Origin of the sequence: Corynebacterium lipophilum (assembly GCF_024102595.1) — a bacterium.
In the GTDB taxonomy this organism is placed as follows: domain Bacteria; phylum Actinomycetota; class Actinomycetes; order Mycobacteriales; family Mycobacteriaceae; genus Corynebacterium; species Corynebacterium pseudogenitalium.
In genome coordinates, this window is sequence record NZ_JAEUWV010000001.1 from 1 (window position 1) to 24,044 (window position 24,044).

Consider the following 24,044-nt stretch of genomic DNA (forward strand, 5'->3'; position numbering starts at 1 on the left):
CTCTTCGGCCTTTGGAGCTTCCTTTTCAGCTGGCTTGGCGTCAGCGTCGCCGATGCGGGCGATGACTTCGCCGACCTCGACGGTGTCGTCTTCCTCAGCGAGGATCTCTACGAGGGTGCCTGCGACAGGGGAAGGAATCTCGGTATCGACCTTGTCGGTGGAGACCTCGAGCAGTGGCTCGTCGACCTCGACGGTGTCGCCGACTTCCTTCAGCCAGGTGGTGATGGTGCCTTCGGTGACGGATTCGCCGAGCTCAGGCATGGAGACGTCGGTAGCGTCGCCGGAGGCTGGCTTGTCAGCCTTCTCTTCCTCCGGAGCTTCCTTCTTTTCTTCCTTTGGCTCTTCGGCCTTTGGAGCTTCCTTTTCAGCTGGCTTGGCGTCAGCGTCGCCGATGCGGGCGATGACTTCGCCGACCTCGACGGTGTCGTCTTCCTCAGCGAGGATCTCTACGAGGGTGCCTGCGACAGGGGAAGGAATCTCGGTATCGACCTTGTCGGTGGAGACCTCGAGCAGTGGCTCGTCGACCTCGACGGTGTCGCCGACTTCCTTCAGCCAGGTGGTGATGGTGCCTTCGGTGACGGATTCGCCAAGCTCAGGCATGGAGACGTCGGTGGCGTTGCCGGAGGAAGGCTTGTCAGCCTTCTCTTCCTCCGGAGCTTTCTTTGGCTCCTCTTCTTCCTGAGGCTCCTCGTCCTTTGCCGAGTCCGATGCCGGGGCTTCGCCTTCTTCGCCGATAATCACAATCACGTCACCGACATCAACGGTGTCGTCTTCCTCGGCCTTAATCTCGAGGATTACACCGGCGACAGGGGAAGGAATCTCCGTGTCGACCTTATCGGTGGAAACCTCCAGCAATGGTTCGTCGACCTCTACCTTGTCGCCGACTTCCTTCAGCCAGGTGGTGATAGTGCCTTCCGTGACGGATTCGCCCAGCTCAGGCATCTCGACAGAGTGCGCCATAATTTAGTCTCCTCGCAGATACATTTTCGTAGAAGCTATACAGGTCAATAGCGTACCTGTCACCGAAGACTTTCGTGCCTTTCGGGGGCAACTAATTTGTTGAAGGCCACCAAACGCAGAATTGGGGCGTCGAGAAATATCCGTATGATGAGAGAAGTGTTTAACCTGTTCGGCAAGCGGAAGAAGCAGACCACCTTCAAACCCCCACGCGCGCCCGGCGAAACCATCCGGCCGGAAGACGCTGCCTACCTCCAGGAATGGGTTGCGCAGCGTGCCTTCGTTGAGGGGTTTGTTGAGCCGGAAACGATGGTCAACGAGATGTCCGTCGTGCTTGTCGATGAAGAGGGCAACTACACCCGCCGGCGCATCGGAGGTCCCAAAGGTATCGACGCCGTCGCTACGCTGCTGAATATATCTCTTTATGACGTCGAAGAGACCGGGTACCCGGACCGGATGCGTCGCAAGATGGAGCAAGAACGCATCCTGCGGAAGCGAGCGGAACAGAAAGAACGCCGCGCCAAGTTTGAGCGCGGCGAACATCCCTTTTCCTAAATCCGGGGACTAGTTGGCTTCAGCAATGCTGCGAAGCGTTGCAACGATCGTGCGCAGCGGGGCGCCGGTCGCGCGCTTCGGCGTGTAGCCGCGTGGCGAGCCACCGTTCCACGCCGGGCCGGCGACGTCGATGTGCACCCACTCGGTGTCCTCGCCGACGAAGCGAGACAGGTACAGGCCAGCGAACAGCATGCCGCCGGTACGGGCATTGTGGACGTTGCGGATATCGGCGACGGGGGACTTCAGCTCTTCTTCCTGTTCCTCCAGCAGTGGCATCGCCCAGGCCTGCTCGCCAACCTCGCGGCCCAGCGCAGCGACGCGGTCGCGGAACTCATCAGAGCCCATGACGCCGGCAGTGCGGTTGCCGAGGGCGACGAGCTGAGCGCCGGTCAGCGTGGACGTCTCAATCATGAAGTCAGGGTTATCTTCAGCCGCGCGTGCAATCGCGTCTGCCAGCACGAGGCGGCCTTCAGCATCGGTGTTGAGTACCTCGCTGGTGATGCCGCCGTAGTGGCGAATCACGTCGCCTGGGCGGGTGGCAGTGCCGGATGGCATGTTCTCCGCGAGTGGCAGCCAGGCGTCGACCGCAACATCCAGGTTGAGGCGGGCAGCTGCAACAATTGCGCCGAACTGAGCAGCAGAGCCGCCCATGTCGGAAATCATGTCCTCCATCTTTGCACCCGGCTTGAGGGAGATGCCGCCGGTATCGAAGGTGATGCCCTTGCCAACCAACGCGACAGAGGACTTCGACGCGGAAGGCGTCCACTTCAGGTGCACTAAGCGAGGTGCGCGGGCGGAGCCTTTGCCGACCGCGAGGATGCCGCCGAAGCCCTGCTCCTCAAGCTGCTTTTCGTCGAACACATCGACCTCGAGTCCAACCTGCTTGCCGACGTTCTCGATGAGCTCCGCATACACGGCAGGGTAGAGGTGGTTCGACGGCGTGTTCACAAGATCGCGCGCCAGCATGACCGACTCGGCGAGAATCACTGCCTGGTCGAATGCTTCCTTTTCGTCGTCCTTGCCTACAACGGTGACGTCGGTAAGCCCGTGCTCGCCGTCACAGCCGCACTGGCACGGGGCTTTGAAGCCCTTGTATTTATAGGCGCCCAGCAACAGGCCTTCCACGACGGGGGTGACGCCGAATTCAGTCGAGATCACCGCAGACTCCGTGCCATACAGTGTGCGAGCCAGGGAACCGACAGCGCGACGGACAGTCTCATCATCAATCTCATCGGCGTTGCCCAGGCCAAAGGCGATGACCAACTTCCCATCAACGACCACGCGGGTGATCTCGCCGGCGGTGCCCTTCGCGCCGACTGTCTCCAGCGCCTCGAGTGCACCCTTCGGTGCCAGTGAGGTCACTGGGACCTCAACCTTCGAGTCATCCGAGGTCACGGGTAGCAAGAGGGCAGCGGTGTCGCTCGGAGCGGACGTCGAAAAGTTGAGGGAGACGGAGTCGCCCCGGACCGGGAGCAGCGATTCAGGAACCGAAAAAGTCATGAGTACATGCGCCTTTCTTAAGATTATTGAACATCGCCAAGGGTACCTGGAATAAGGGACGCGTGGCGCGGGGCAAGCTATTTGTGCGTGGAAGAAAATATGGAATTCCGGTTCCAAAGAGTGGAATCGGGGAGTAGGGTGGTCTGCATGACTCAAGGCACACCATTTGAAATTATCCCGAATCCGAACAAGGCAACTGACGAAGAGCGCAATGCAGTGCTCGCAAACCCAGCCTTCGGGCAAGAGTTTACTGACCACATGGTCTCCATCGACTGGGACGAGGCCAACGGTTGGCATAACGCGCAGGTCCGCCCGTACGGGCCGATCTCGCTGGACCCGGCGACCAACGTCTTCCACTACGGGCAGGCGATCTTCGAAGGCCTGAAGGCATACCGTCACCACGACGGCTCGATCACGACGTTCCGCCCCGAGCAGAATGCGACGCGTTTTGCCCATTCCGCGCATCGCCTGGCAATGCCTGAGTTGCCGGAGGATCTGTTCATCGAGTCGCTGCAGCAGCTGGTGACGATTGATAAGGACTGGGTCCCCGAAGCTGGTGGGGAAGCGGCGCTGTACCTGCGTCCATTTATGATTGGCACCGAGAAGACGCTCGGGGTGAAGCCCTCGAGCACCTACACCTATTACCTCATTGCATCCCCAGCTGGCGCCTACTTCTCCGGCGGCGTCAAGCCCGTCAGCGTGTGGATCTCCGAGGAATACGTCCGCGCGGCGCCCGGCGGCACCGGTGACGCCAAGTTCGCTGGCAACTACGCGGGTTCCCTGCTCGCGCAGGCCGAGGCAGAAGAAAAGGGCTACGACCAGGTTGTCTGGCTCGACGCCATTGAGCGCAAGTACATCGAAGAGATGGGCGGCATGAACCTCATGTTCGTCGAGGGCAGCGGGAAGGACGCGAAGTTGATCACCCCAGCACTGTCCGGTTCCCTCCTGGCGGGCATCACCCGCAAATCGCTGCTGCAGGTTGCGGAAGACCTCGGCTACAGCACCGAGGAGCGCAAGATCACGGTGGAGCAGTGGCACAAGGGCGCTGAAAACGGCACCATCAGTGAGACGCTTGCATGCGGTACCGCAGCGGTGATCACTCCGGTCGGGCGCGTGCTGAGCCGCCACGGTGAGTTCACCGTAAACAACAATGAGGCCGGCACCATCACCATGCAGCTGCGCGAGCGCCTGCGCGGTATCCAGGACGGCTCGGTCGAAGACGTCCACGGCTGGAACCACACGCTCGTCCCAGCCGAGAACTAGAGGGATCTCAGGCCGGGGCGCCCTCTGGGGCCTCCGGCCCGAGCACTGTAGTAACGAGCTCAGAAGCCAGGTTGATTTGCGGCAGCGCTGCGAGCGCGCCCACTCCCTGGTTGAGCGACAAGTCCAGTGCCAGCACCGGAATGATATCGAGGGCCTGGAGCGCCAGCATCTGGGCGGGTTCCGGACTGAGCTGGCCCGCCATGATCCACTGCTTCGTGCCGGGTGCGAGGCGCTCGGCGGCGTAGGCGGCGACGGTGGCGTAGAGGCCGTCGAAAAGTACGGGGGTTCGACGAACCGCGGCCTGCGCGAACATACCGACAAGGAACGCGAAATCTGGCCCCGAAAGCTCGGCAAGGACGCGGGGGACGTCGTCACTAAAGGTGCGCACCCGGAACATGGCGTCCCGAATTGCCGCAACTTTCACCTTCCAGACGTTGTCGTCGATGCCCGAGCCGCGTCCGATGACCTTGACCGGCTCGGTGCGCGACAGCGCGCCATAGACGGCGGCGGCGACCGTCGAATTGCCGACGCCAATGTCTCCAGGAATGAACAGGTCAACTCCACTGTCTACGCCCTGGTCAACGACGCGAGCACCGTGCGCGACTGCCTGCTCGAACGCCTCGGGCGTCATGGCGGCTTGCCGGTCTATCGCGCCTGTCGGCAGCGTTAAGTAGTCATTAATCTGAATAATCGACGCGCCCGCGGCTTCCGCAGCAACGCGAGCGACGCCGCCACCTGCCGCAATCTGCTTTACAGTGGTCCAGGCGGCGTCGTGTGGTTGCGCGGAAATACCGCGTGCTGCGACACCGTGGTTACCGGCGACAAGCACGCACTGCGGCTGACGGAACGCAACCGGGCACGTACGGTTTTGCACCGAGGCAGTCCACTCCGCAATCGTTCCCACGCGACCGAGACCTCGCCCCTCCGGGCTGCGCTGTAGTTCGCGGGAAAGCTCGCGGCGCAGGGTTTCGCTTGGATGCTCAATCGGGTCGAATGCAACAGCCATGAAACGTCCTTTGTCCGTTTAGTTCACGGTCTCGCCGATGCGCACCTGTGGCTTCGGCGAGCGCCACTTCCGCGGCTGCGACGCGCGGGAGAACGCGTACATACCAAGGCCGAAGCCGGTATCAGCCGTACCAGGGAACTTCGCGCGCACAGCGTTGTTCGCACGCTTGCCGATCAGGAATGCCTCACCAAGAATCAGCACGATAAACACCATCGGCAAAATAGCGATGGCGCCGGCGATCTCCGGGTACCAGGAGCCGATGAAGAGAATGAGGAACAGCAGGATCGCCAGCGGCATCGCGTAGTTGTTCATGAAGCGACGCGAATCTACCCAGTCGCGGACGAAGCGGCGGGTTTCGCCACGGTCGCGGTCCATGAGGTAGCGCTCGTCGCCTGCGTCCATCTTGGCTTGGACTTCGCGATTGTGCTTCTTCGCTTCTTCGCGCTGCTGCTTCTTGTATGCCTTCCACTCCTCCTTCGACATCGACTTCTTCAGCTCTTTGTTCTTCTGGTACTGCTGAGCGGGAGTCGTCGCGTTGGGGTCGCGGACCACGCCGCGCTTAATCTCCTGATCAAGGCGCTTCGGCGTCGGCCGACCCTTCGGAGGGGTGTAGCCCTTCGGGTACTTCTTCGCGGGTTCCGCGTCGGTTTCGGGAGTCTCCGCTCGATTCGCTGCGGCAGCAGCGGCGGCTGGAGCCTCATCAGATTTCTGCCAAGGAAGTTTCACGCTATACAGGCTACAAGGCCGTCCCCGAAAGTGGGGAATAAGCGCCCGCTCCCATACGCTGTAGACGATGACGGTGTGATGCGAGTACGCTAGTGCCACACTCCGAAGCACGCATTTCGCGTGAAGATATTCGCTAAGCAAGGAGAAAGAATGACTGCACCTACCTCTGCCACGGGCGTGACCCTTACTGAAGCAGCGGCTGCAAAGGCGAAGGCTCTGCTCGACCAGGAAGGTCGCGACGACCTTTCGCTTCGCATCGCTGTTCAGCCAGGCGGCTGCGCTGGCCTGCGCTACCAGCTGTACTTCGATGATCGCGAGCTCGACGGCGACAAGGCTGACGTCGTTGGGGGTGTGCGCTTAGTCGTGGACAAGATGAGCGTGCCGTACCTCACCGGTGCAACGATCGATTTCGCTGACACCATTGAGCAGCAGGGCTTCACCATCGATAACCCGAACGCAGGCTCGGCCTGCGCCTGCGGCGATAGCTTCAACTAAGCAGTAGCTTTTCGACGCCAACGCCCCGCGCCCACCTCATGATTGAGGGGAGCGCGGGGTGTTTCGTCTGCGTGGACTAGTTGCAACCGTGCTCGGTCGCAAGCCATTGCTTCGCTTGCTCGAACGGCACATCGGTCTCGACGTCGGGCTGCACCGGATCTTCGGCGAACTCCTCGCCAGTGCGTGCCTTGTCCTTCGCGATAGTCAGCATTAGCAGGCTGCCGTCCGGGAAGTCGTACACCATATTGGCCGAGGCGTAGCCTGCGGTAGGGGAGCCGAAACTTTGTGAGCGCTCAAGTCCCCGGAACGACAGCATCGTGGCCTCGCCCGACGAAGCAGTGTCGCCATCGACTAAGACCGCCACCGGCGCATCACACTTCCCGCCAGAAGTCGTGATCGGGGTGCCGCCGCCGGTCACCGAGTTCCCCTCAACCGTGACCTGCGTGGTGTTCGTCCGCGATACGTACTCGAGTGCCGTGCCGTCCGGCAACAGTGAGGAGAGGCCTGCGACCATTGGGCCCATGTCGCCACCGTCGTTGCCACGCAGGTCAACGACCGCCCCACATGCCCCGGTATCACGTGCGGAAGCCAGGCCAGTCGCGAGCGTGTCTGCGTAGCCCTGCACATCATCGTGCCGATCGACGCCAGGCACGGTTGCCACCGCAACGCGGCCCTCGACGCTGACTGCGGCTTCCGACTTCTCTTCCATAGTCCAGCCGAGGTTAGGGTTACCAGGTTCAATCAGACGGGAGTGCTTCCCGCCAGCAGCTTTGACTGCGTCCTCGAGGGCGGGGTAAACGTCGTGAAGCGTATCAGCCTGCTTTGCGGCCTCCTTTGCGCGGGCCTTCGCCTCCTCGAACTCTGTTGAGTCGGCGTAGATGCCCTGCTCGGCGAGCGCGAGCACCGTCGCGCTATACCGCTTCGGCGTCTGTGTCCCCGCGAAACGAGCGGTGCCCGTCAGCATCGCGGTGAGCGTCGGACCGTAGACGAACGCCACGGCGCCAACTGCAAGCAGTAACGCGCTGAGCATCGCAACGATGGTGGTCAGTACTCGTTTCTTGGTCCACATGAGCAGGTCCTCCTTAAAGCTGAACCGGGTATTCCTTGTGCTCGATGCCCGGATCAATGCGATGCTCGACAAAAATGCCGTGCCAGATCATAAACGCAAGCACCGTCCAAAGGCGACGCGAATGATCGGAAACACCGTCACGGTGCTCCTTGAGCATCTCCAGCACCTGGTCCTTGGCGAAGATATGGTCGGTCTGCGAATCACGGATCGTGTCCTGCGCCCAACCAAAGAGCTCATCGCCGGCCAGCCAGTGGCGCATCGGAACAGGGAATCCCAGCTTCTTGCGGTGGAGAACATGCGGCGGAACGATCTGCTCCATCGCCTTACGCAACGCGTACTTGGTGGTGCCGTGCGCGATCTTCTGGTCGTACGGAATCGTCTGTGCGACCTCAAAGACCTCCTTATCCAGGAACGGCACGCGCAACTCCAGCGAGTTCGCCATGTTCATCTTGTCCGCCTTGACCAAGATATCGCCGCGCATCCAGGTAAACAGGTCCAAGTTTTGCATTCGGGCAACTGGATCCATCTCTGTCGATGTGGCGTAAATCGGCGCGGTGACCTCGCGGTGGTCCCACTCGCGCTTCGCCCAAGGCAGCACACGCTGTAGTTGCTCGAAGTTAAAGGAACGAGCGTTACCGTAGTAACGGTCCTCCATTGGGGTCGTACCGCGTTCGAGTAAGCTCTTGCCCTTCATGCCTTCCGGCAGCACACGGCTTAGCCTGTTCAGTCCCCGTAGAAGAGGCGTCGGCAACTTCTCGAACGGCGCGAGCGACAGCGGTTCCTTATAGATGGTGTACCCACCGAACAGCTCGTCGGCACCCTCACCCGAGAGCACCACCTTGACGTGCTTGCGGGCCTCCTGTGCGACGAAGAACAGCGGGACAAGCGAAGGGTCCGCGACCGGATCATCGAGGTACCACATGATCTTCGGCACCGCGTCCGCGTACTCTTCAGGCGAGACAATCTTCACGATGTGCTCAACACCAATCGCCTCAGCGGACTCCGCAGCCACGTCTACCTCGGAGTAGCCCTCGCGCTCGAAGCCGGTGGTGAACGTCAGCAAGTTTGGATTGTGCCTCTTCGCCAGGGCCGCAATCGCTGTCGAATCAATGCCGCCCGAGAGGAAAGAACCGACGGTGACGTCCGCTCGCATATGCTTCTCGACGGAGTCTTCGAGCGCCTGAGCGATCCTGTCGTAAAGCTTCTGCTCTTGACCTTGTGGGATTTGCTGGGGCTTGAAGTGTGGTTTGAAGTAGCGCTCCGATGTGACTTCACCGCCAGGCGTCAGTGACACCGTGCAGCCAGACTCCACGCGTCGAATGCTCTCGTGCAACGTTTCTGGTTCGGGAACATACTGCAGGTCAACGTAGTGCTCGATAGCTCGCCGATCTAACTCGAGACCAATCTCCAGCTCTGGAGCCATTTCTAGGATGGACTTCTTCTCGGAGGCGAACACGGTACCGACCGGGGTAGTGGCGTAAAACAAGGGCTTAATGCCGAATTGATCACGTGCCGCGAACATACGCTGTGTCTCGGTATCCCAAATGACAAACGCGAACATGCCACGCAGGTGTTCGACAACCTTCTCTCCCCAGTGGTGGAAGCCAACAACGATTGGCTCACCGTCCCCCGAGGTATTGAAATCGTAGCCTGCCTCCTGCAGTTCCTCGCGAAGCTCGATGTAGTTATAAATCTCGCCGTTGAACGTCAGCGCGTAGCGCTCCGGATTCTCCTTCGGGCCCCAGCGTAGGGGTTGGTGAGAATGCTCGAGATCGATAATGGCAAGGCGGTTGAAACCAAAAACGGCGTGGTCGTCGTTCCAGGTGCCGGCGGCATCAGGGCCACGGTGATACATGCAGGGCAACGCACGTTCCGCGGCTTCCACGAAGCTTGCGGCATTGCTGTTTGTGGTGAGTAGAGCCAACAGGCCACACATAGACTTGAAAACCTCTCCTATATATAAGGTGTACGCAGCCGTGCGGAGTGCTGGGCCACGAAGCATTTCTTCCAATCAACAATAGGGTTTTCTGTAGGAGATGCGTGAACCAACGAAACCAGCGCCAAAATGCGGAAATTCTTCATCCTTTATTCGGTCCCCAAAAGGGGGCCAACTTATGGTTGAGCAATTTGAGTGAAAAATAAAGCTCTTACCAGGACGTTTGTACCGTTTTATGCAAAACCCGTTGAGTGCACGGCTTTTGCATACACGGTAAAAGATGTCAGCTGACCGCGAATGCTTACCTCGACTCAAAATCAAAAGAATTCAGAGGCGATGCGCCTTATCCACTATTCTGACGGAGTAACAATGCTTGGGCGCACCTGTTTGTGCGTCCTGCCGTAAACAGCGAGTGTGGACAGGAAGGCAGACACACGTGGAAAAGGTAAAGGACCGCAACTTCGCGAAGAAAATCGCAGTTGCCGGATCGCTCCTGCTGGGCGGTCTCGCGCTGACGGGCTGTGAGGTTGCACCGCCAGAGGCGCTCTCGAAGGTGCTGGATATGGGTTGGCCAGATCCTGTTACCCCTGAGGGCGAGCAGATGTACAACTTCTGGGTATGGACCTGGGTTGCAGCATGGATTATCGGCATCATCATGTGGGGCTTGTTCCTCACCGCGATTTTCAAGTGGAACGCGAAGAGTCAGGAGAAGCGCGGCAAGTCTGAGTTTCCGAAGCAGCTCCAGTACAACGTGCCGCTGGAACTTGTACTGACGATCATTCCGATCGTCATTGTTATGGTGCTCTTCTTCTTCACCGTCCAGGCGCAGACGAAGACTACAGCCCTCGGCAAGGACCCGAAAGTGACGGTTGACGTAACCGCATACCAGTGGAACTGGAAGTTTGGCTACGCAAACGTTGACGGTGAGTTCACCTCGAACGGTCAGGCATATGACGGTGTTGACACCGAGCGTCAGGCCAAGGCTGAGGCAACAAAGTACGACGACGAGAATATTAAGAACCCGAACCCAATCCACGGCACTTCTACCGGTGACCTCTCGTACCTCAATTTCAATGAGATTGAGACTCTCGGAACCACCGAAGAGGTTCCGGTGCTCGTCCTGCCAACCGATCGTGCGATTGAGTTCCGTCTCGCATCCGGTGACGTGAACCACGCATTCTGGGTTCCTGAATTCCTCTTCAAGCGTGATACCTACGCTCACCCAGAGGTGAACCAGCAGCAGCGTGCATTCCAGATTGAGAAGATCGATAAGACTGGCGCATTCGTTGGTCGCTGTGCCGAGATGTGCGGTACTTACCACTCGATGATGAACTTCGAGGTTCGTGCCGTGACCCCAGAAAAGTTTGCTCAGTACATTCAGTTCCGTATTGACAACCCTGAGGCGCCAAACTCCGATGCGCTCGCATCCATCGGCGAAGCGCCGTACGCCACCTCCACACGTCCGTTCGTGTCTGACCGCCACGGCACCCGCGACGGCAACAACACCAACGACCCTAACGCGACGGTATAGAAAGAGAAGGCAGAGAAATGGCAACTGGTTCAAAAGTTTTCTACGCAATCGGTACCTTCTTGGCGCTGATGGCAGTCTTCTACATGATCAGCACAGCGTGGATTGGTGAAGATGCTTACCTCTACGGGCTCGAATGGGTCGGTGGCGTTGGCTTGGTTCTCGCTACTGCGCTCTGCTTCATGCTCGCTGTCTACCTCGACATCACCGAGCGTCGCATGGACGTTGTTCCGGAAGACTGGGAAGAGGCAGAGGTTGAAGATGGTGCAGGCGTGCTCGGCTTCTTCTCGCCAAGCTCCATCTGGCCGTTCGCAATGTCTGGTGCGGTTATGTTCCTCGGACTCGGAATTGCATTCTGGCAGCTGTGGCTCGTCGTGTTTGGCGCAGTATTCCTCGTGTGGACCACTACGCAGCTGAATCTGCAGTACGGTATCCCGCGCGAGAAGCACTAAAGATTCGCTGACCTCCCCGCCTTCGGGAGGTGTCGGCGAAAACTGATCCCCTTCAGCTAAGGCTGAGGGGGATTTTTGCTTGCTATTTTCATCCTTTCGGTTGAACTCATTCGTAACACTTGGGGGTCATACGAAAGTAGGTCTGCAGCCGGAAACGGTAGCGATGTAATGTGAGTCCCATCACTATTGGGAACTTTTGAAACACCGCAAAGAATCGATGAAAAAGAATCCTGGATTGCCTAAAAATCAGCCGAAAGTGAGCTGAATGAAGTCGAGAAAGTTGTGACCTGCATTGATGTAGTCGGATGAGTGGCTAGAAAAGTTCCCGGTATTGCAGAAAGTTATTTCCTTCGAGCGCTATTAGGCCAGAAAAGGCAGGTTAGCGCGAAATCTGCCGAAAAGTTTGTGGGTGAAAGGAGATGACTTTGACCCGAAAACAGGGGATAATCACATGCGTGACGACCGCAATTTCTAACCAAGGTATGGCGACACCGCAGAATCGTGTCCCGGCGCTGAACCGACCAAACATGGTCAGCGTTGGCACGATCGCGTTCCTCGCCCAAGAGTTGATGTTCTTTGCCGGTTTGTTCGCGATGTATTTCACCTCGCGTGCAAACGGTATGACCGCAGGCGACTGGGATAACCAGACGGCACACCTGAACGTGATGTTCGGCTTGATCATCACGATCGTGCTTGTGTCTTCTTCCGTGACTTCTCAGTTCGGCGTATTTGCAGCAGAAAGGGGTGACGTTTTTGGGCTCCGCAAATGGTTCACGGTAACTATCGCGCTTGGCGTTGTCTTCCTCGGACTCGTGGCTTTCGAGTGGGGAGAAATGATCATGCACGGCGTGACCATTCAGGCGAGTGTCTTCGGGTCAGTGTTCTTCATCATCACTGGCTTCCACATGGCGCACGTGACCGCCGGCATTATTGCCTTCGTGGTTGTGCTGCTCCGCGTATCTAAGTCGAAGTTCACTCCGGCACAAGCTACTGCAGCAATGGTGACCTCTTACTACTGGCACTTTGTTGACGTAATTTGGGTCGGCGTCTTCATTACTCTGTATATCGTTCAATAGGTATCTGATACGTAGAGTCGCCGTCGAAATGACGGAAGGCCATTTATCTGTATTAGACACTGACGCTCAAAGGGAACAAGATGGAAAAATCACCTAAGAAAAAGCGCAGTCGGCGCAAGGCGCAGCGCACCTTTGCTGGTGCAGCAGCCTTGACGCTCGGCCTCACGGGTGCGGGTTTCCTCGCATCGGCGCTTGCCCCGAACGCGCAGGTCGCTACTGCGCAAAAAGATGACCAGGCAATGATTCAAGAAGGCAAGGACATTTACGACGTCGCTTGCATCACTTGCCATGGCGCAAACCTCCAGGGTGTTGAAGGCCGCGGCCCGTCCCTGATCGGCACCGGCGAAGGTGCTGTGTACTTCCAGGTCAACTCCGGACGTATGCCGATGATGTCGAATGACGCTCAGGCTGAACGCAAGCGTCCTCGTTACACCGAGTCCCAAGCACTGGCACTGGCTGCCTATGTTGCTGCCAACGGTGGGGGACCGGAGCTGGTGTACAACCCAGACGGATCACTCGCGAAGGAAGAGCTTCGCGGTAAGAACTACGATGGCCAGATTCAGGCTGGCGACGTCGCACGTGGCGGCGAGCTCTTCCGCTTGAACTGCGCGTCTTGCCACAACTTCACCGGCCGCGGTGGCGCACTATCTTCTGGTAAGTATGCGCCGGAGTTGGACCCTGCGAATGAGCAGGAGATCTACCAGGCGATGCTGACTGGCCCGCAGAACATGCCAAAGTTCTCGGATCGCCAGCTCAGCGCCGACGAGAAGCGCGACATCATTGCGTTTATTAAGTCCTCGAAGGAAACCCCAAGCCCTGGCGGTTACGCCCTTGGTGGCCTTGGCCCAGTTTCTGAAGGTATGGCTATGTGGATGATCGGCGTAACGCTCGTTGCTGCCGCAGCTATCTGGATTGGATCGCGCTCATGAGTGAAGTAAACAAGAACTACACATCCCAAGATTTGGACCGCATGAATAATGCGGAGCTCGCTGCTCTGGGCACGGAACTCGACGACGTCACCGTTGCGTACCGCAAGGAGCGGTTCCCAGTTGATGGCGACCCACGCGAGAAGTCTTCCGAACTCGGAATCAACATTTGGTTGATTATTTCGGTGCTCTGCGGAATCGCGTTCCTCGGTGTCTACCTCTTCTGGCCATGGGAGCCACGCTTCCACGGCGATGAAGGACTTTGGGTTTACACGCTTTACACGCCACTGCTCGGCCTTACTTCTGGTGTCGGTTTTGCCGCCCTGGGTATCGCGATTGTCCAGTACGTGAAGAAGTTCATCCCTGAGGAGATCTCCGTACAGCGTCGTCACGACGGCCGTTCTTCCGAATTGGACCGTCGCACGACGACCGCTCTGCTGAATGATGCCTGGGAGACTTCCACCCTTGGTCGTCGCAAGGCAATGAAGGGTCTGCTTGGCACCGCTGGTGTTCTCGCCGGCCTCATGGTCGTTGCACCCCTCGGTGGCATGATCAAAAACCCGTGGAAGAAGCGCCACGACCTTAACTACTTAGGTGATGGCACGCTTTGGACTCACGGATGGACCATGCAGGAGAAGGGCGTCAAGGTTTACCTCGGTCGCGACACTGGCGCGATCGCCGAGCTGCACGAAGGTGTAGCTGGCTCGCACTACTCCACGGCAGGTGTTTCCCGCCTGGTGCGTATGCGTCCAGAAGACCTCGCTGCTGCTTCCATGGAGACGGTATTCCCGCTCTACCCGGAGGATGTCAACGATGGTGACATTTACGACCCAGAGCGCGACGTATACGAACACCACATGCACTCGCTGCATGGCCCTCGTAACGCAGTTATGCTGATCCGCCTTCGCTCTGAGGACGCACGCCGCGTCGTTGAGCGTGAAGGTCAGGAAGATTTCCACTACGGGGATTACTACGCATACTCCAAGATTTGTACGCACATTGGTTGCCCGACCTCGCTTTACGAAGCGCAGACGAACCGCATCCTTTGTCCGTGCCACCAGTCGCAGTTCGACGCACTGCAGTACGGCAAACCGATCTTCGGACCGGCTGCCCGTGCTCTGCCTCAGCTTCCTGTGACTGTTGACGAAGACGGTTACCTCATCGCCAACGGAAACTTCATCGAGCCCGTCGGCCCGGCATTCTGGGAGTGTAAATCCTAATGAGTACTAAACTTGCACAAGCCGCGGACAACGTTGATTCGCGGTACACGGTAGCCGGTTTCCTCCGGCCACAGTTGAATAAGGTCTTCCCGAGCCACTGGTCTTTCATGCTCGGTGAGATGGCGCTGTACAGCTTCATTATCTTGCTGCTGACAGGTATTTACCTCGCGCTGTTCTTTGACCCTTCCATTACGAAGGTGATCTACGACGGCGGGTACCTACCACTCAACGGCGTGGAAATGTCACGCGCGTACGCCACGGCTCTGAATATTTCATTCGAGGTCCGCGGTGGCCTGTTCGTTCGTCAGATGCACCACTGGGCTGCGCTGATGTTCATGATGGCGATGTTCGCCCACATGATGCGTATCTTCTTCACCGGTGCGTTCCGCCGCCCACGTGAGGCTAACTGGGTCATCGGCGTTACCCTGATTCTCATCGGCATGGCCGAAGGCTTCATGGGTTACTCTCTGCCAGACGACCTGCTCTCTGGTGTTGGCCTCCGTATTATGTCTGCCATTATTGTTGGTATCCCGATCATCGGTACCTGGATGCACTGGGCAATCTTCGGCGGCGACTTCCCGTCTGACCTTATGCTGGACCGCTTCTACATCCTGCACGTTCTGATCCTCCCGGGCGTGATCCTGGCTCTGATCGCAGCGCACCTGCTGCTCGTCTGGTTCCAGAAGCATACCCAGTTCCCAGGCCCCGGCCGTACGGAGAACAACGTTGTTGGCATCCGCATTATGCCGGTCTTCGCAGTCAAGGCGATCGGCTTCATGATGGTTGTCTTCGGTGTCCTCGCTGCTATGGCTGGTCTGACCACCATCAACGGCATTTGGAACATCGGCCCATACAACCCGTCGCAGGTTTCTGCCGGTTCGCAGCCTGACGTTTACATGCTGTGGACTGACGGCGCAGCTCGTGTCATGCCAGCGTGGGAGCTCTACCTCGGCCCGTACACCATTCCGGGTGCCTTCTGGGTTGCCCTCATGTGTGGCGTGATGGTCGTCCTGCTGATCAGCTACCCGTTCATCGAAGCGAAGGTGACCGGTGACACGGCGCACCACAACCTGCTGCAGCGCCCACGTGACGTTCCAGTGCGTACCGGCCTCGGTGTGATGGCACTCGTGTTCTTCCTGTTGCTGACGATTTCCGGTGGCAACGACCACGTTGCTCACTTCTTCCAGATCTCGCTGAACGCGATGACCTGGTTCGGTCGCATCGGTCTCATTGTCTTGCCGCCGTTCGCATACTGGCTGACCTACCGTATCTGTGTTGGTCTGCAGCGTTCCGACCGTGAGGTTCTGGAGCACGGTATCGAAACAGGCATCATCAAGAAGCTGCCTAACGGTGCGTTTGTGGAGATCCACCAGCCGCTTGGCCCAGTCGACGAGCATGGACACCCAGTGCCGCTCGATTACGCTGGTGCTCCGGTTCCGAAGCGCCTCAACCAGCTCGGCTTCGCTGACTCCGAGACCATCGGTAAGTTCAAACCTGCTGAGCTTGGCGTTTCCGAGCGCGTCCGGGACGCGCAGCGCGAGAACCACCATGAGGAGATCGAGACGTTGCGCAAGCTCGAGGAAACCAAACACCTCGATGACCGCAATGCTTCTGAATAGGCTCTAACACACTAGCGGTCGCTCAAGGCGCCCTGGTTGGTTGTACGAGAGTACAGCTGGCCAGGGCGTTTTTGTATGTCCGGTCGGTCCACTTTTGGAACCCAGCACCTTTATTTCACCCGTGCTATGACACGAGCCCACTTCAGGCTTCGTTCTGCTACAGCCCGCGGTATCAACGCGCCGCAATGGCTCACCGCTTCACGTCTGAAGTCGGAGGAATTTGGAGCCATTTCGAAGCGTTATGGAAGCGTTATACAGTAGAAGTGAGTAATGTCACATAAGAGTGATTTAGTGCATTCTTACCAAATCTGCACTCTGGGCGCAGGTGGGGAATGTTGACAAAAGAGCAGGTAGGGGGTCATTTGTCTGGTTTGGCACATTGTGGCGCTCGGCTTGCAGTTCTCAGGAATATTCGCGCGAAATGGGGGAGAGGAAAAATAACGGAACGATAACGGCCGTGTCGTTGGACAAAGATGTTTCCGTTTCGTAACCTAATCGAGACATTGCAGCAACAGCCGTTGAAAAGCAAACAGTAAGTACCTATAGCGCCTAATTCCCTGAGCCTTAGTGGCTTCGGGAAGCCGGGGACCCAAGCAGGATTTTCCCTCTGGGGTGAATGCGAACGAGAGCGGAGTTTTCCGTGGAAGTCGTAAGGCTGGTTCTCTAGCCCAACCCGTCAGCTAACTCGGTCGGCAAAAGAGAAGATATGGAGTTTTACAATTATGGCTAAGCACCGTCGTCAGGCACACAGCACTGCACGTAACGTCGCGGTAGTGACCGCAGCAGCTGCAGGTGCCTCGCTGCTCTCGCCAATCTCTGCAGAGGCGGCTGAGGTTCGCGTCCCGAACTCGCCGGTAGCTGTTCAGGTTCCAGGTATTGAGAACGTACCGGGCATCGCTGCGATTCCTGGCATCGAGGCTTGGATCCCATCCCTGGCAGGTCAGAAGTCCAATGCTGATGTCCCAACGGCAATTGCACAGGTTCGTGCGGTTCCTGGCGTTAACAACGTACCTTCGTTTGGTGCATGGCTGGCAAACGTCGAGGCTCAGTTCAAGGCGCCAGTCGCGAAGGCATACTCCGCAAACGTTGCTGCGCCGGCAGTTGCTCCAGCGCCGCAGGTCTCCGCAGGTCAGCGCCTGGTTGATATTGCACGTACAAAGATTGGTGCTGCATACGTATACGGCGCTGCAGGCCCGAACGTGTTCGACTGCTCCGGTTTCACCTCCTGGGTATATGCGCAGGCTGGTAAGTCCATCCCTCGTACCTCGCAGGCGCAGGCGGCTGCGGGTACTCCGGTTCCGCTTGATCAGCTTCAGCCTGGTGACATCGTGGCTTACTACGGTGGTGCTTCCCACGTTGGTATCTACACCGGCAACGGCACTATCATTGATGCACTGAACACCAACGCTCCGGTCGCTGAGCGTCCACTGCACATGATGCCAGTGCACTCCGCTGTGCGCTTCTAAGCACGGTATTTATCGGCCGATCCAAACGATTGTGGTGGGGGTCGGCAGAAGAATTACAGGATTGTAACTTTAAGCCCCTCTCGCTATATTGGTGATAGTTTTTCTTGCCAGCGAAGGGGCTTTAAGTGGCTAAACACTCTTTACATGCGCGTCATGTTGCAAATGGGCGTTCCTGGGGGAAGCGCGTGGCGCTGGGTGCATCGCTCTCTGTCGTTGTGGGCAGTAGCGTTGCTGCTCCGTCCGCAGTAGCGGATGATGTCGAGGAACTGATTCATCAGGTTGATGAGCTTTCGCATGAGGTCACCGCAAAGGTAGAAGAGCTCAAGGGCGTCGAGGATGATATTGCCGCGAAGTCGGAGGAACTTGAGCGCTTGCAGTCTGACGCGGCGGATGCGCGTACCCAAGTCCAAGCTGCGAAAATCGCTCGTGATGACCTCCAAAGGGAAGTAGACCGCCTCGCTGCTTCCCGGTACCGCAACGTCCAGGCCGATGTGATCCTTACAACGCTGGACTCTGGTAGTCCCCAGACTGCTATTGACCGTGCTGCGTACCTTGATTCGCTGTCCCGCAAGCAGCAAAGCGTGCTCCGCGAGTACGAGGGCGCTGCCCAGGACGCGGCAACGAAGGCGAATGCTGCAAACGTAGCCCTTGCGGAAGCGCAGTATCTCCGAAATGATCTTGATTCAAAGCGTTCGAAGCTCGAGCGTGAGCGCGAGGCGCTGCAGGGACAGATTGAGGAGATTGAGGCGCGCGTCGATAATTTGTCGCCGGAGGCGCGTTCGTTGTGGGAGGGACGTCTGCACCCCGTTGATGCTGGCTCGTTGCCTCCGGTGGGGGATGGGGTTGTCGGTGCCGCGCTCGCGCAGGTTGGCAAGCCTTATGGCTGGGGCGCGACGGGGCCGTCGGCGTTCGACTGCTCTGGGCTCATGGTGTGGGCTTACGGGCAAAACGGTAAGGCGATCCCGCGTACCTCGCAGGCTCAGCTTGCTGGTGGCATGCCGGTGAGCATGGGGGACCTGCAGCCAGGTGACATTGTCGGTTATTACCCGGGAGTGACGCACGTTGGCATGTATATCGGCGACGGCATGGTTGTGCATGCCTCTGACTACGGTATTCCGGTTCAGGTTGTCCCGTTGAATTCGATGCCGGTCCAGGGCGCTGTCCGTTATTAGGCACCATGACTGTTTTATTGGTGACGAATGATTTCCCACCGACTGTCGGTGGGATTCAGTCGTACTTGCGGGATTATGTGCAGGAGGTCGTTCACCGTCGTGGGGCGCAGAGCATCATTGTGTTTGCCTCGATGCAGGATAAGGCGGCTGCTCTCGCTTGGGATGTGGAACAGCCGTACACGATTATTCGTTGGCCTTTTCCGGTGATGTTGCCTACTCCTGCTGTCCGGAGGATGATGCAGCGAATTATCAGGGAACAGCACGTCGATACGGTGTGGTTTGGTGCTGCAGCTCCTCTTGGAGTGATGGGGGGTGCTGCGAAGCGTGCGGGTGCTTCGCGGGTTGTGGCAACGACGCATGGCCATGAGGTCGGGTGGTCAATGTTTCGCATTGGTCGTCGACTGCTGCGAACGATTGGCGGTAGTGCCGATGTAATCACGTACATTTCGGAGTACACACTGGGGCGATTCAAGGAAGCATTTGGTCCGAATCCTCAGTTCGTTGCGCTTCCCTCAGGCGTATCGACGTCCCGCTACGCGCCCGCAACGCAGCAGGAGAAGTTGGAGACCAGAGCTTCGTTCCGAATCGGCGCGGAGTCTCCGCTGATTGTGTGTGCGTCGCGTCTGGTGAAGCGCAAAGGGCAAGACCGGTTGATCCGCGTCCTGCCGAGGGTGCGCGAGCAGGTGCCGGGTGCACAATTGGTGATTGTTGGGGAGGGGCCGTATGCCCGTCGGCTTCACGCGATGGCGGAGGGCGTCGACGGTGTCAGGTTCACCGGGCGGGTCAGCGACGATGACCTGTGTCGAATCGTTGCGGCTGCAGACGTGTTCGCGATGCCGGTTCGTACCCGCGGCGGAGGCCTCGACGTTGAGGGCCTCGGGATTGTGTTTCTCGAGGCCCAGGCGTGTGAGGTACCGGTGGTCGCTGGTGATTCGGGCGGTGCGCCGGAAACGGTGACAGACCACAGCGGAGTGGTCGTCGATAAGAATGATGATGCACTTGTCGCGGCGTTGGTGCGTCTGCTGCGTGATCCCCTGCTGCGGGAATCGATGGGGGAGGCGGGGCGACGCCATGTGCAGCGGGAGTTTTCGTGGCAGGTGTTGGGGGAGCGGTGTGAGAAATTATTATTTTCTCAGGCTCTCGGCGACTAGCATGGTCATGTATGTCTACTGAATCCAAGCTGACTGTCGGTTTTGATATCGGCGGGACGAATACTCGCGCAGCAGTGGTTGATGACTCTGGGCGCATCGTTGCATCGATATCTACTGGTACTCCGCAGACTGGTGATGAGCTTATCGGCGTCATCGTCGATATGGTGCGGCAGCTGCAGCGGGAGTACGTGGTTGATGCTGTCGGCTTGGCTATCGCCGGTTTTCTTGACCCGGACTGCGAGATCGTGCGGTTCGCCCCGCATTTGCCGTGGCGCAACGACCAGCCGGTTCGGGCGCAGCTTGAGGAGGCTCTGGGGCTACCGGTTCGCCTTGAGCACGACGCCAACGCGGCAGCCTGGGGTGAATACCGATTTGGCGCAGCAAAGGATGCGGATATCTGGGTGTTCTTTGCCGTCGGTACCGGTATCGGCGCAACGCTGATGATTGATGGCAAGATTTACCGCGGATCGTTCGGCACTGCCCCCGAGTTCGGGCACTTGACTGTTGTGCCAGATGGGCGCGTGTGTTCCTGCGGTAAGCAGGGCTGCTTGGAGCGGTACGCCTCGGGCACGTCGTTGGTGGACTGTGCTTTGGAGGTTGCAGCGCACGGCGGTTTTAAGAAGTGCGGTTTGTACCGGAAGGTCGTCGATAAGCGGGCGACGGGCCATGACGTGATGGAGGCTGCACGCGAGGGCGATGAGCTTGGCGTGAAGGCGCTTGCGAGTTTTGCGGAGTGGCTGGGCCGTGGTTTGTCGATAGTGGCTGACGTTATGGATCCGGGCCTGGTGGTTCTTGGCGGTGGCGTGAGCGCCGACGCAGATCTCTTTATGGAAGATGCCAAGGATTCGTTGCGTCGTAACATGGTTGGCTCCGGGTACCGCCCTGTTCCGGAGATTCTATGCGCAGAGCTGGGCCCGCAGGCAGGTATGATCGGTGTCGCAGACTTGGCTCGTGAGGATCTAGCAGGGAGACACCGTGCATAACAAGTGGTATTCGGCGTTTAAAGCGTTGCTAGGTCCAGCGCTGCTCGTGTGGAATCGTCCCACGATTGAAGGCGCGGAGCATGTGCCGGACGAAGGCGGCGTCATTCTTGTCTCGAACCACCAAGCGGTGATGGATTCGTTCTATCTGCCGCTGATGCTGCGTCGGCAAATCACGTTTCCGGCGAAGAGCGAGTACTTTACGCAACCTGGTTTGAGGGGCAGGTTCAAGCGGTTTTTCTTTACCGCTGTTGGTCAGATCCCTGTGCATCGCGGTGATTCGAATGCGGGCGCGAACCTGCAGCAGGCTGCGCGCGAGGTGATTGTTGATCGCAACGACGTGTTCGGTATCTACCCGGAAGGCACGCGTTCACCGGATGGTCGGATCTACAAGGGGCGCACCGGTATGGCTCGTGTCGCGATGGACACGGGAGCGCCGGTGATCTTGGTGGCCATGATTGGCACCCGCGAGGCGAACCCGATCGGGTCGGTGCTTCCGCGCCCGGCGAAGGTCCGCATCAAGCTCAGCGAACCTATTGACCCGCACGCTTGGGCGACGGAGCACGGATTTGATCCGCACTCGCGGGAGGTGATGCGTCCGTTTACGGACTTCGTGATGCATAAGATGTCTGCGTTGTCCGGGTACCCGTACGTGGATGTGTATGCTTCGGACGTCAAAAAGCATCTGGAAGAGACGGGGCGCTATCCTGAGGGCGCCGAGCCCGAAGAGGATTAAGTAAGGACGTTTGATGGACCGGGACCTCGTTACTCGTATTGTGCTCGTGTGCTGCGCGGTGGGAGCGTATCTCGTCACGAGTGAACTTGAGATAGCCAGGAATGTGATTTCGCCGCTACTCGTACTGTTCGTTGCAGCGGTGATGTTTTGGCCACGCAAACCTGAGGGCCCGGAGGGTGAGGCGAACTAGTGCGTTACTTTTACGACACAGAGTTCATCGAAGACGGCTCGACCATTGAGCTAGTCTCCATCGGCATCGTCGCGGAGGACGGTCGTGAATACTACGCGGTGTCCAATGAGTTTGACGCCGCGCGTGCGAATCAGTGGGTGCGCGACAATGTCTTGGATAAACTGCCCGGTGCTGGTCACCCCGCATGGAAGTCGCGGGAGCAGATCCGCAGCGAGGTCTACGATTTCTTGACGACGCCCCGCTCCGCCCCGGAGCTTTGGGCATGGGTGGGGGCGTACGATCACGTTGTGCTGGCGCAGCTGTGGGGTGACATGACCGGGTTGCCGAAGAACCTTCCGCGCTTTACTCGTGAGCTGAAGCAGTACTGGGAAATGGCGGGGCGGCCGAGGCTGCCACAGGTGCCGCGCGGGAACCACGATGCATTGGTAGATGCGCGCCATAACTTGAAGAAGTACCGCGTATGCGCGGAGTATTTGCCGCTCGACCGGCTTGGCCGCGCGTCTAGATCGTGAGACGCGCGTTTCACACTTTGAGTCTGTGCAGGTATTCGCGCCGCAAAGTTGTGGTATTCGTCGCAGCTTCGTGCTAAACATTAAGTGTGAGTTGGACAGTAGATATCCCCAAAGAAGTTCTCCCCGATTTGCCACCGCTCCCGGGAGACCTCAATGCACAGTTCCAGGACGCGTTGTCGCGTGACGCAAAGCAGCAGCCGAGCTGGGACCGTCATGAGGCTGAGTATGTGCGGAAGATTCTCGAATCTGTACCGCCGGTAGTTCTTGCCCCAGAGGTTGAAGAGCTCAAGCAGAAAATGGCGAAGGTCGCTAACGGTGGGGCGTTTTTGCTTCAGGGTGGTGACTGCGCGGAGACATTTGAGTCCAACACAGAGCCTCATATCCGCGCGAACGTGCGTACACTCCTGCAGATGGCGGCGGTGTTGACGTATGGCGCGTCGATGCCCGTAGTGAAGCTCGGGCGTATCGCCGGGCAGTACGCAAAGCCACGTTCATCCGATCTCGACGGTAACGGCTTGCCGAATTACCGCGGTGACATCGTCAATGGCGTCGAACCGACTCCGGAGGCGCGTCGCCATGATCCCGCTCGCATGGTCCGCGCGTACGCAAATGCGTCTGCGGCTATGAACCTGGTTCGCGCGCTTACTGCGTCCGGTACCGCGGACCTGCACAACATCAACACTTGGAACCGCGAGTTTGTGACCAACTCGCCGGCGGGTGCACGCTACGAGGCGCTCGGCCGTGAGATTTCGCGCTCGCTTGCGTTCATGGATGCTTGTGGCGTGAGCGACGAACACCTCCGGACCTCGGAGATTTACGCCTCCCACGAAGCTCTGCTTGTGGACTACGAGCGGGCTATGCTGCGCCTCGCCGAAGACGATCAGGGGGAGACGCGGCTGTATGACCTGTCCGCGCATCAGCTGTGGATCGGCGAACGCACCCGCGATCTCGATGACTTCCACGTGAACTTCGCCGCGATGATCGATAACCCGATCGGCATCAAGTTGGGGCCGACGACCACACCAGAAGAGGCCGTGGCGTACGCGGATAAGCTCGACCCGAACTTCGAGCCTGGCCGTTTGACGATGGTGATCCGGATGGGGCACGACAAGATTCGCGAAGTGTTGCCAGGCATCGTCAACGCCGTCGAGGCATCTCGCCATAAGGTGATTTGGCAAAGCGACCCGATGCACGGCAACACCTTTACGGCGTCAAATGGTTACAAGACCAGGCACTTTGACAAGATTCTGGATGAGGTCCAGGGCTTCTTCGAGGTGCACCGTCAGTTGGGCACGCACCCGGGTGGCATCCACATTGAGCTGACCGGCGAGGCGGTCACCGAGTGCCTCGGCGGTGCGCAGGACATCACTGACGTTGACCTGCCAGGCCGCTACGAATCTGCCTGCGACCCGCGCTTGAACACTGAGCAGGCACTCGAGTTGGCCTTCCTCGTAGCGGAGATGTTGCGCTACTAAGATTGCGCGCGGCGGTGGCGCCTTAGGGCATCGG

At 58.6% G+C, this 24,044-nt stretch carries 22 protein-coding genes and 1 riboswitch; of the genes, 16 read left to right on the forward strand and 6 right to left on the reverse strand.

Annotated elements, in window-relative coordinates:
• Positions 1–960: biotin/lipoyl-containing protein (locus JMN37_RS00005; protein ID WP_305883250.1), on the reverse strand; the 960-nt coding region annotated here is incomplete at its 3' end.
• Positions 961–1,116: 156 nt separating this feature from the next.
• On the opposite strand from JMN37_RS00005, the gene JMN37_RS00010 reads away from it, so the two are divergent.
• Positions 1,117–1,512, forward strand: coding sequence for an oxidoreductase (locus tag JMN37_RS00010; RefSeq protein WP_070363466.1), 396 nt, complete (start codon positions 1,117–1,119; stop codon positions 1,510–1,512).
• 9 nt (positions 1,513–1,521) lie between these two features.
• Here the strand turns inward: JMN37_RS00010 and JMN37_RS00015 are convergent, their stop codons facing one another.
• A complete protein-coding gene (locus JMN37_RS00015; protein ID WP_252930732.1) occupies positions 1,522–3,012 on the reverse strand; it encodes a leucyl aminopeptidase in 1,491 nt (496 codons plus the stop codon).
• A gap of 147 nt (positions 3,013–3,159) precedes the next feature.
• Here JMN37_RS00015 and JMN37_RS00020 point away from each other — a divergent pair, with 147 nt between their 5' ends.
• Positions 3,160–4,275: a branched-chain amino acid aminotransferase gene (locus JMN37_RS00020; RefSeq protein ID WP_252930733.1), complete on the forward strand. Its 1,116-nt coding sequence runs from the start codon at positions 3,160–3,162 to the stop codon at positions 4,273–4,275.
• Between the two features lie 7 nt (positions 4,276–4,282).
• On the opposite strand, the gene JMN37_RS00025 is transcribed toward JMN37_RS00020, so the two are convergent.
• Both JMN37_RS00025 and JMN37_RS00030 read right to left on the reverse strand, forming a co-directional pair.
• Positions 4,283–5,281, reverse strand: a complete 999-nt coding sequence (locus JMN37_RS00025) for a nicotinate-nucleotide--dimethylbenzimidazole phosphoribosyltransferase (RefSeq protein WP_252930734.1) — start codon at positions 5,279–5,281, stop codon at positions 4,283–4,285.
• An 18-nt stretch (positions 5,282–5,299) separates the two neighbouring features.
• Positions 5,300–6,007, reverse strand: a complete 708-nt coding sequence (locus JMN37_RS00030; protein WP_070362186.1) for a DUF3043 domain-containing protein — start codon at positions 6,005–6,007, stop codon at positions 5,300–5,302.
• A 150-nt stretch (positions 6,008–6,157) separates the two neighbouring features.
• Here JMN37_RS00030 and JMN37_RS00035 point away from each other — a divergent pair, with 150 nt between their 5' ends.
• On the forward strand, positions 6,158–6,502 hold the full coding sequence (locus JMN37_RS00035) for a HesB/IscA family protein (RefSeq protein WP_070362187.1): 345 nt from the start codon (positions 6,158–6,160) through the stop codon (positions 6,500–6,502).
• Positions 6,503–6,578: 76 nt separating this feature from the next.
• Here the strand turns inward: JMN37_RS00035 and JMN37_RS00040 are convergent, their stop codons facing one another.
• Together JMN37_RS00040 and asnB are read right to left on the reverse strand one after the other, a co-directional pair.
• Complete coding sequence (locus tag JMN37_RS00040) at positions 6,579–7,571, reverse strand: S41 family peptidase (protein WP_252930735.1); 993 nt, start codon at positions 7,569–7,571, stop codon at positions 6,579–6,581.
• Between the two features lie 13 nt (positions 7,572–7,584).
• On the reverse strand, positions 7,585–9,507 hold the full coding sequence (gene asnB, locus JMN37_RS00045; protein WP_252930736.1) for an asparagine synthase (glutamine-hydrolyzing): 1,923 nt from the start codon (positions 9,505–9,507) through the stop codon (positions 7,585–7,587).
• A 436-nt stretch (positions 9,508–9,943) separates the two neighbouring features.
• Between asnB and ctaC the strand changes: the two genes are divergently transcribed.
• The 13 genes from ctaC (at position 9,944) to JMN37_RS00110 (ending at position 24,010) form a co-directional block, all read left to right on the forward strand.
• The gene (gene ctaC / locus JMN37_RS00050) at positions 9,944–11,038 is read left to right on the forward strand and encodes an aa3-type cytochrome oxidase subunit II (RefSeq protein ID WP_070362189.1); all 1,095 of its coding nucleotides are present in this window, start codon (positions 9,944–9,946) and stop codon (positions 11,036–11,038) included.
• 17 nt (positions 11,039–11,055) lie between these two features.
• The gene (ctaF, locus tag JMN37_RS00055) at positions 11,056–11,487 is read left to right on the forward strand and encodes an aa3-type cytochrome oxidase subunit IV (RefSeq protein WP_070362190.1); all 432 of its coding nucleotides are present in this window, start codon (positions 11,056–11,058) and stop codon (positions 11,485–11,487) included.
• 455 nt (positions 11,488–11,942) lie between these two features.
• Positions 11,943–12,563 (forward strand): aa3-type cytochrome oxidase subunit III, encoded by a 621-nt coding sequence (ctaE, locus tag JMN37_RS00060; RefSeq protein WP_176754846.1) that lies wholly within the window; start codon positions 11,943–11,945, stop codon positions 12,561–12,563.
• Positions 12,564–12,643: 80 nt separating this feature from the next.
• Positions 12,644–13,492: a cytochrome bc1 complex diheme cytochrome c subunit gene (gene qcrC, locus JMN37_RS00065; RefSeq protein WP_070362191.1), complete on the forward strand. Its 849-nt coding sequence runs from the start codon at positions 12,644–12,646 to the stop codon at positions 13,490–13,492.
• On the forward strand, positions 13,489–14,709 hold the full coding sequence (gene qcrA, locus JMN37_RS00070) for a cytochrome bc1 complex Rieske iron-sulfur subunit (RefSeq protein WP_252930737.1): 1,221 nt from the start codon (positions 13,489–13,491) through the stop codon (positions 14,707–14,709). The genes qcrC and qcrA overlap by 4 nt, the downstream gene beginning before the upstream one ends.
• Positions 14,709–16,328 (forward strand): cytochrome bc1 complex cytochrome b subunit, encoded by a 1,620-nt coding sequence (gene qcrB, locus JMN37_RS00075; protein ID WP_070362193.1) that lies wholly within the window; start codon positions 14,709–14,711, stop codon positions 16,326–16,328. The genes qcrA and qcrB overlap by 1 nt, the downstream gene beginning before the upstream one ends.
• A gap of 536 nt (positions 16,329–16,864) precedes the next feature.
• Positions 16,865–17,038, forward strand: a riboswitch (cyclic di-AMP (ydaO/yuaA leader).
• A gap of 12 nt (positions 17,039–17,050) precedes the next feature.
• On the forward strand, positions 17,051–17,794 hold the full coding sequence (locus JMN37_RS00080) for a C40 family peptidase (protein ID WP_070362194.1): 744 nt from the start codon (positions 17,051–17,053) through the stop codon (positions 17,792–17,794).
• 125 nt (positions 17,795–17,919) lie between these two features.
• Complete coding sequence (locus tag JMN37_RS00085; protein WP_083433139.1) at positions 17,920–18,966, forward strand: C40 family peptidase; 1,047 nt, start codon at positions 17,920–17,922, stop codon at positions 18,964–18,966.
• A gap of 5 nt (positions 18,967–18,971) precedes the next feature.
• Positions 18,972–20,117: a glycosyltransferase family 4 protein gene (locus tag JMN37_RS00090; protein WP_252930738.1), complete on the forward strand. Its 1,146-nt coding sequence runs from the start codon at positions 18,972–18,974 to the stop codon at positions 20,115–20,117.
• Positions 20,118–20,128: 11 nt separating this feature from the next.
• Positions 20,129–21,100, forward strand: a complete 972-nt coding sequence (locus JMN37_RS00095) for an ROK family protein (protein ID WP_252930739.1) — start codon at positions 20,129–20,131, stop codon at positions 21,098–21,100.
• On the forward strand, positions 21,093–21,833 hold the full coding sequence (locus tag JMN37_RS00100) for a lysophospholipid acyltransferase family protein (protein WP_070362198.1): 741 nt from the start codon (positions 21,093–21,095) through the stop codon (positions 21,831–21,833). Before JMN37_RS00095 ends, JMN37_RS00100 begins: the two co-directional genes overlap by 8 nt.
• Positions 21,834–22,022: 189 nt before the next feature.
• On the forward strand, positions 22,023–22,535 hold the full coding sequence (locus tag JMN37_RS00105; RefSeq protein WP_070976528.1) for a polyadenylate-specific 3'-exoribonuclease AS: 513 nt from the start codon (positions 22,023–22,025) through the stop codon (positions 22,533–22,535).
• A gap of 86 nt (positions 22,536–22,621) precedes the next feature.
• Positions 22,622–24,010 carry a class II 3-deoxy-7-phosphoheptulonate synthase gene (locus JMN37_RS00110; RefSeq protein ID WP_252930740.1) on the forward strand — a complete coding sequence of 463 codons (1,389 nt, stop codon included), beginning with the start codon at positions 22,622–22,624 and terminating at the stop codon, positions 24,008–24,010.
• The last annotated feature ends 34 nt before the right edge of the window (positions 24,011–24,044 follow it).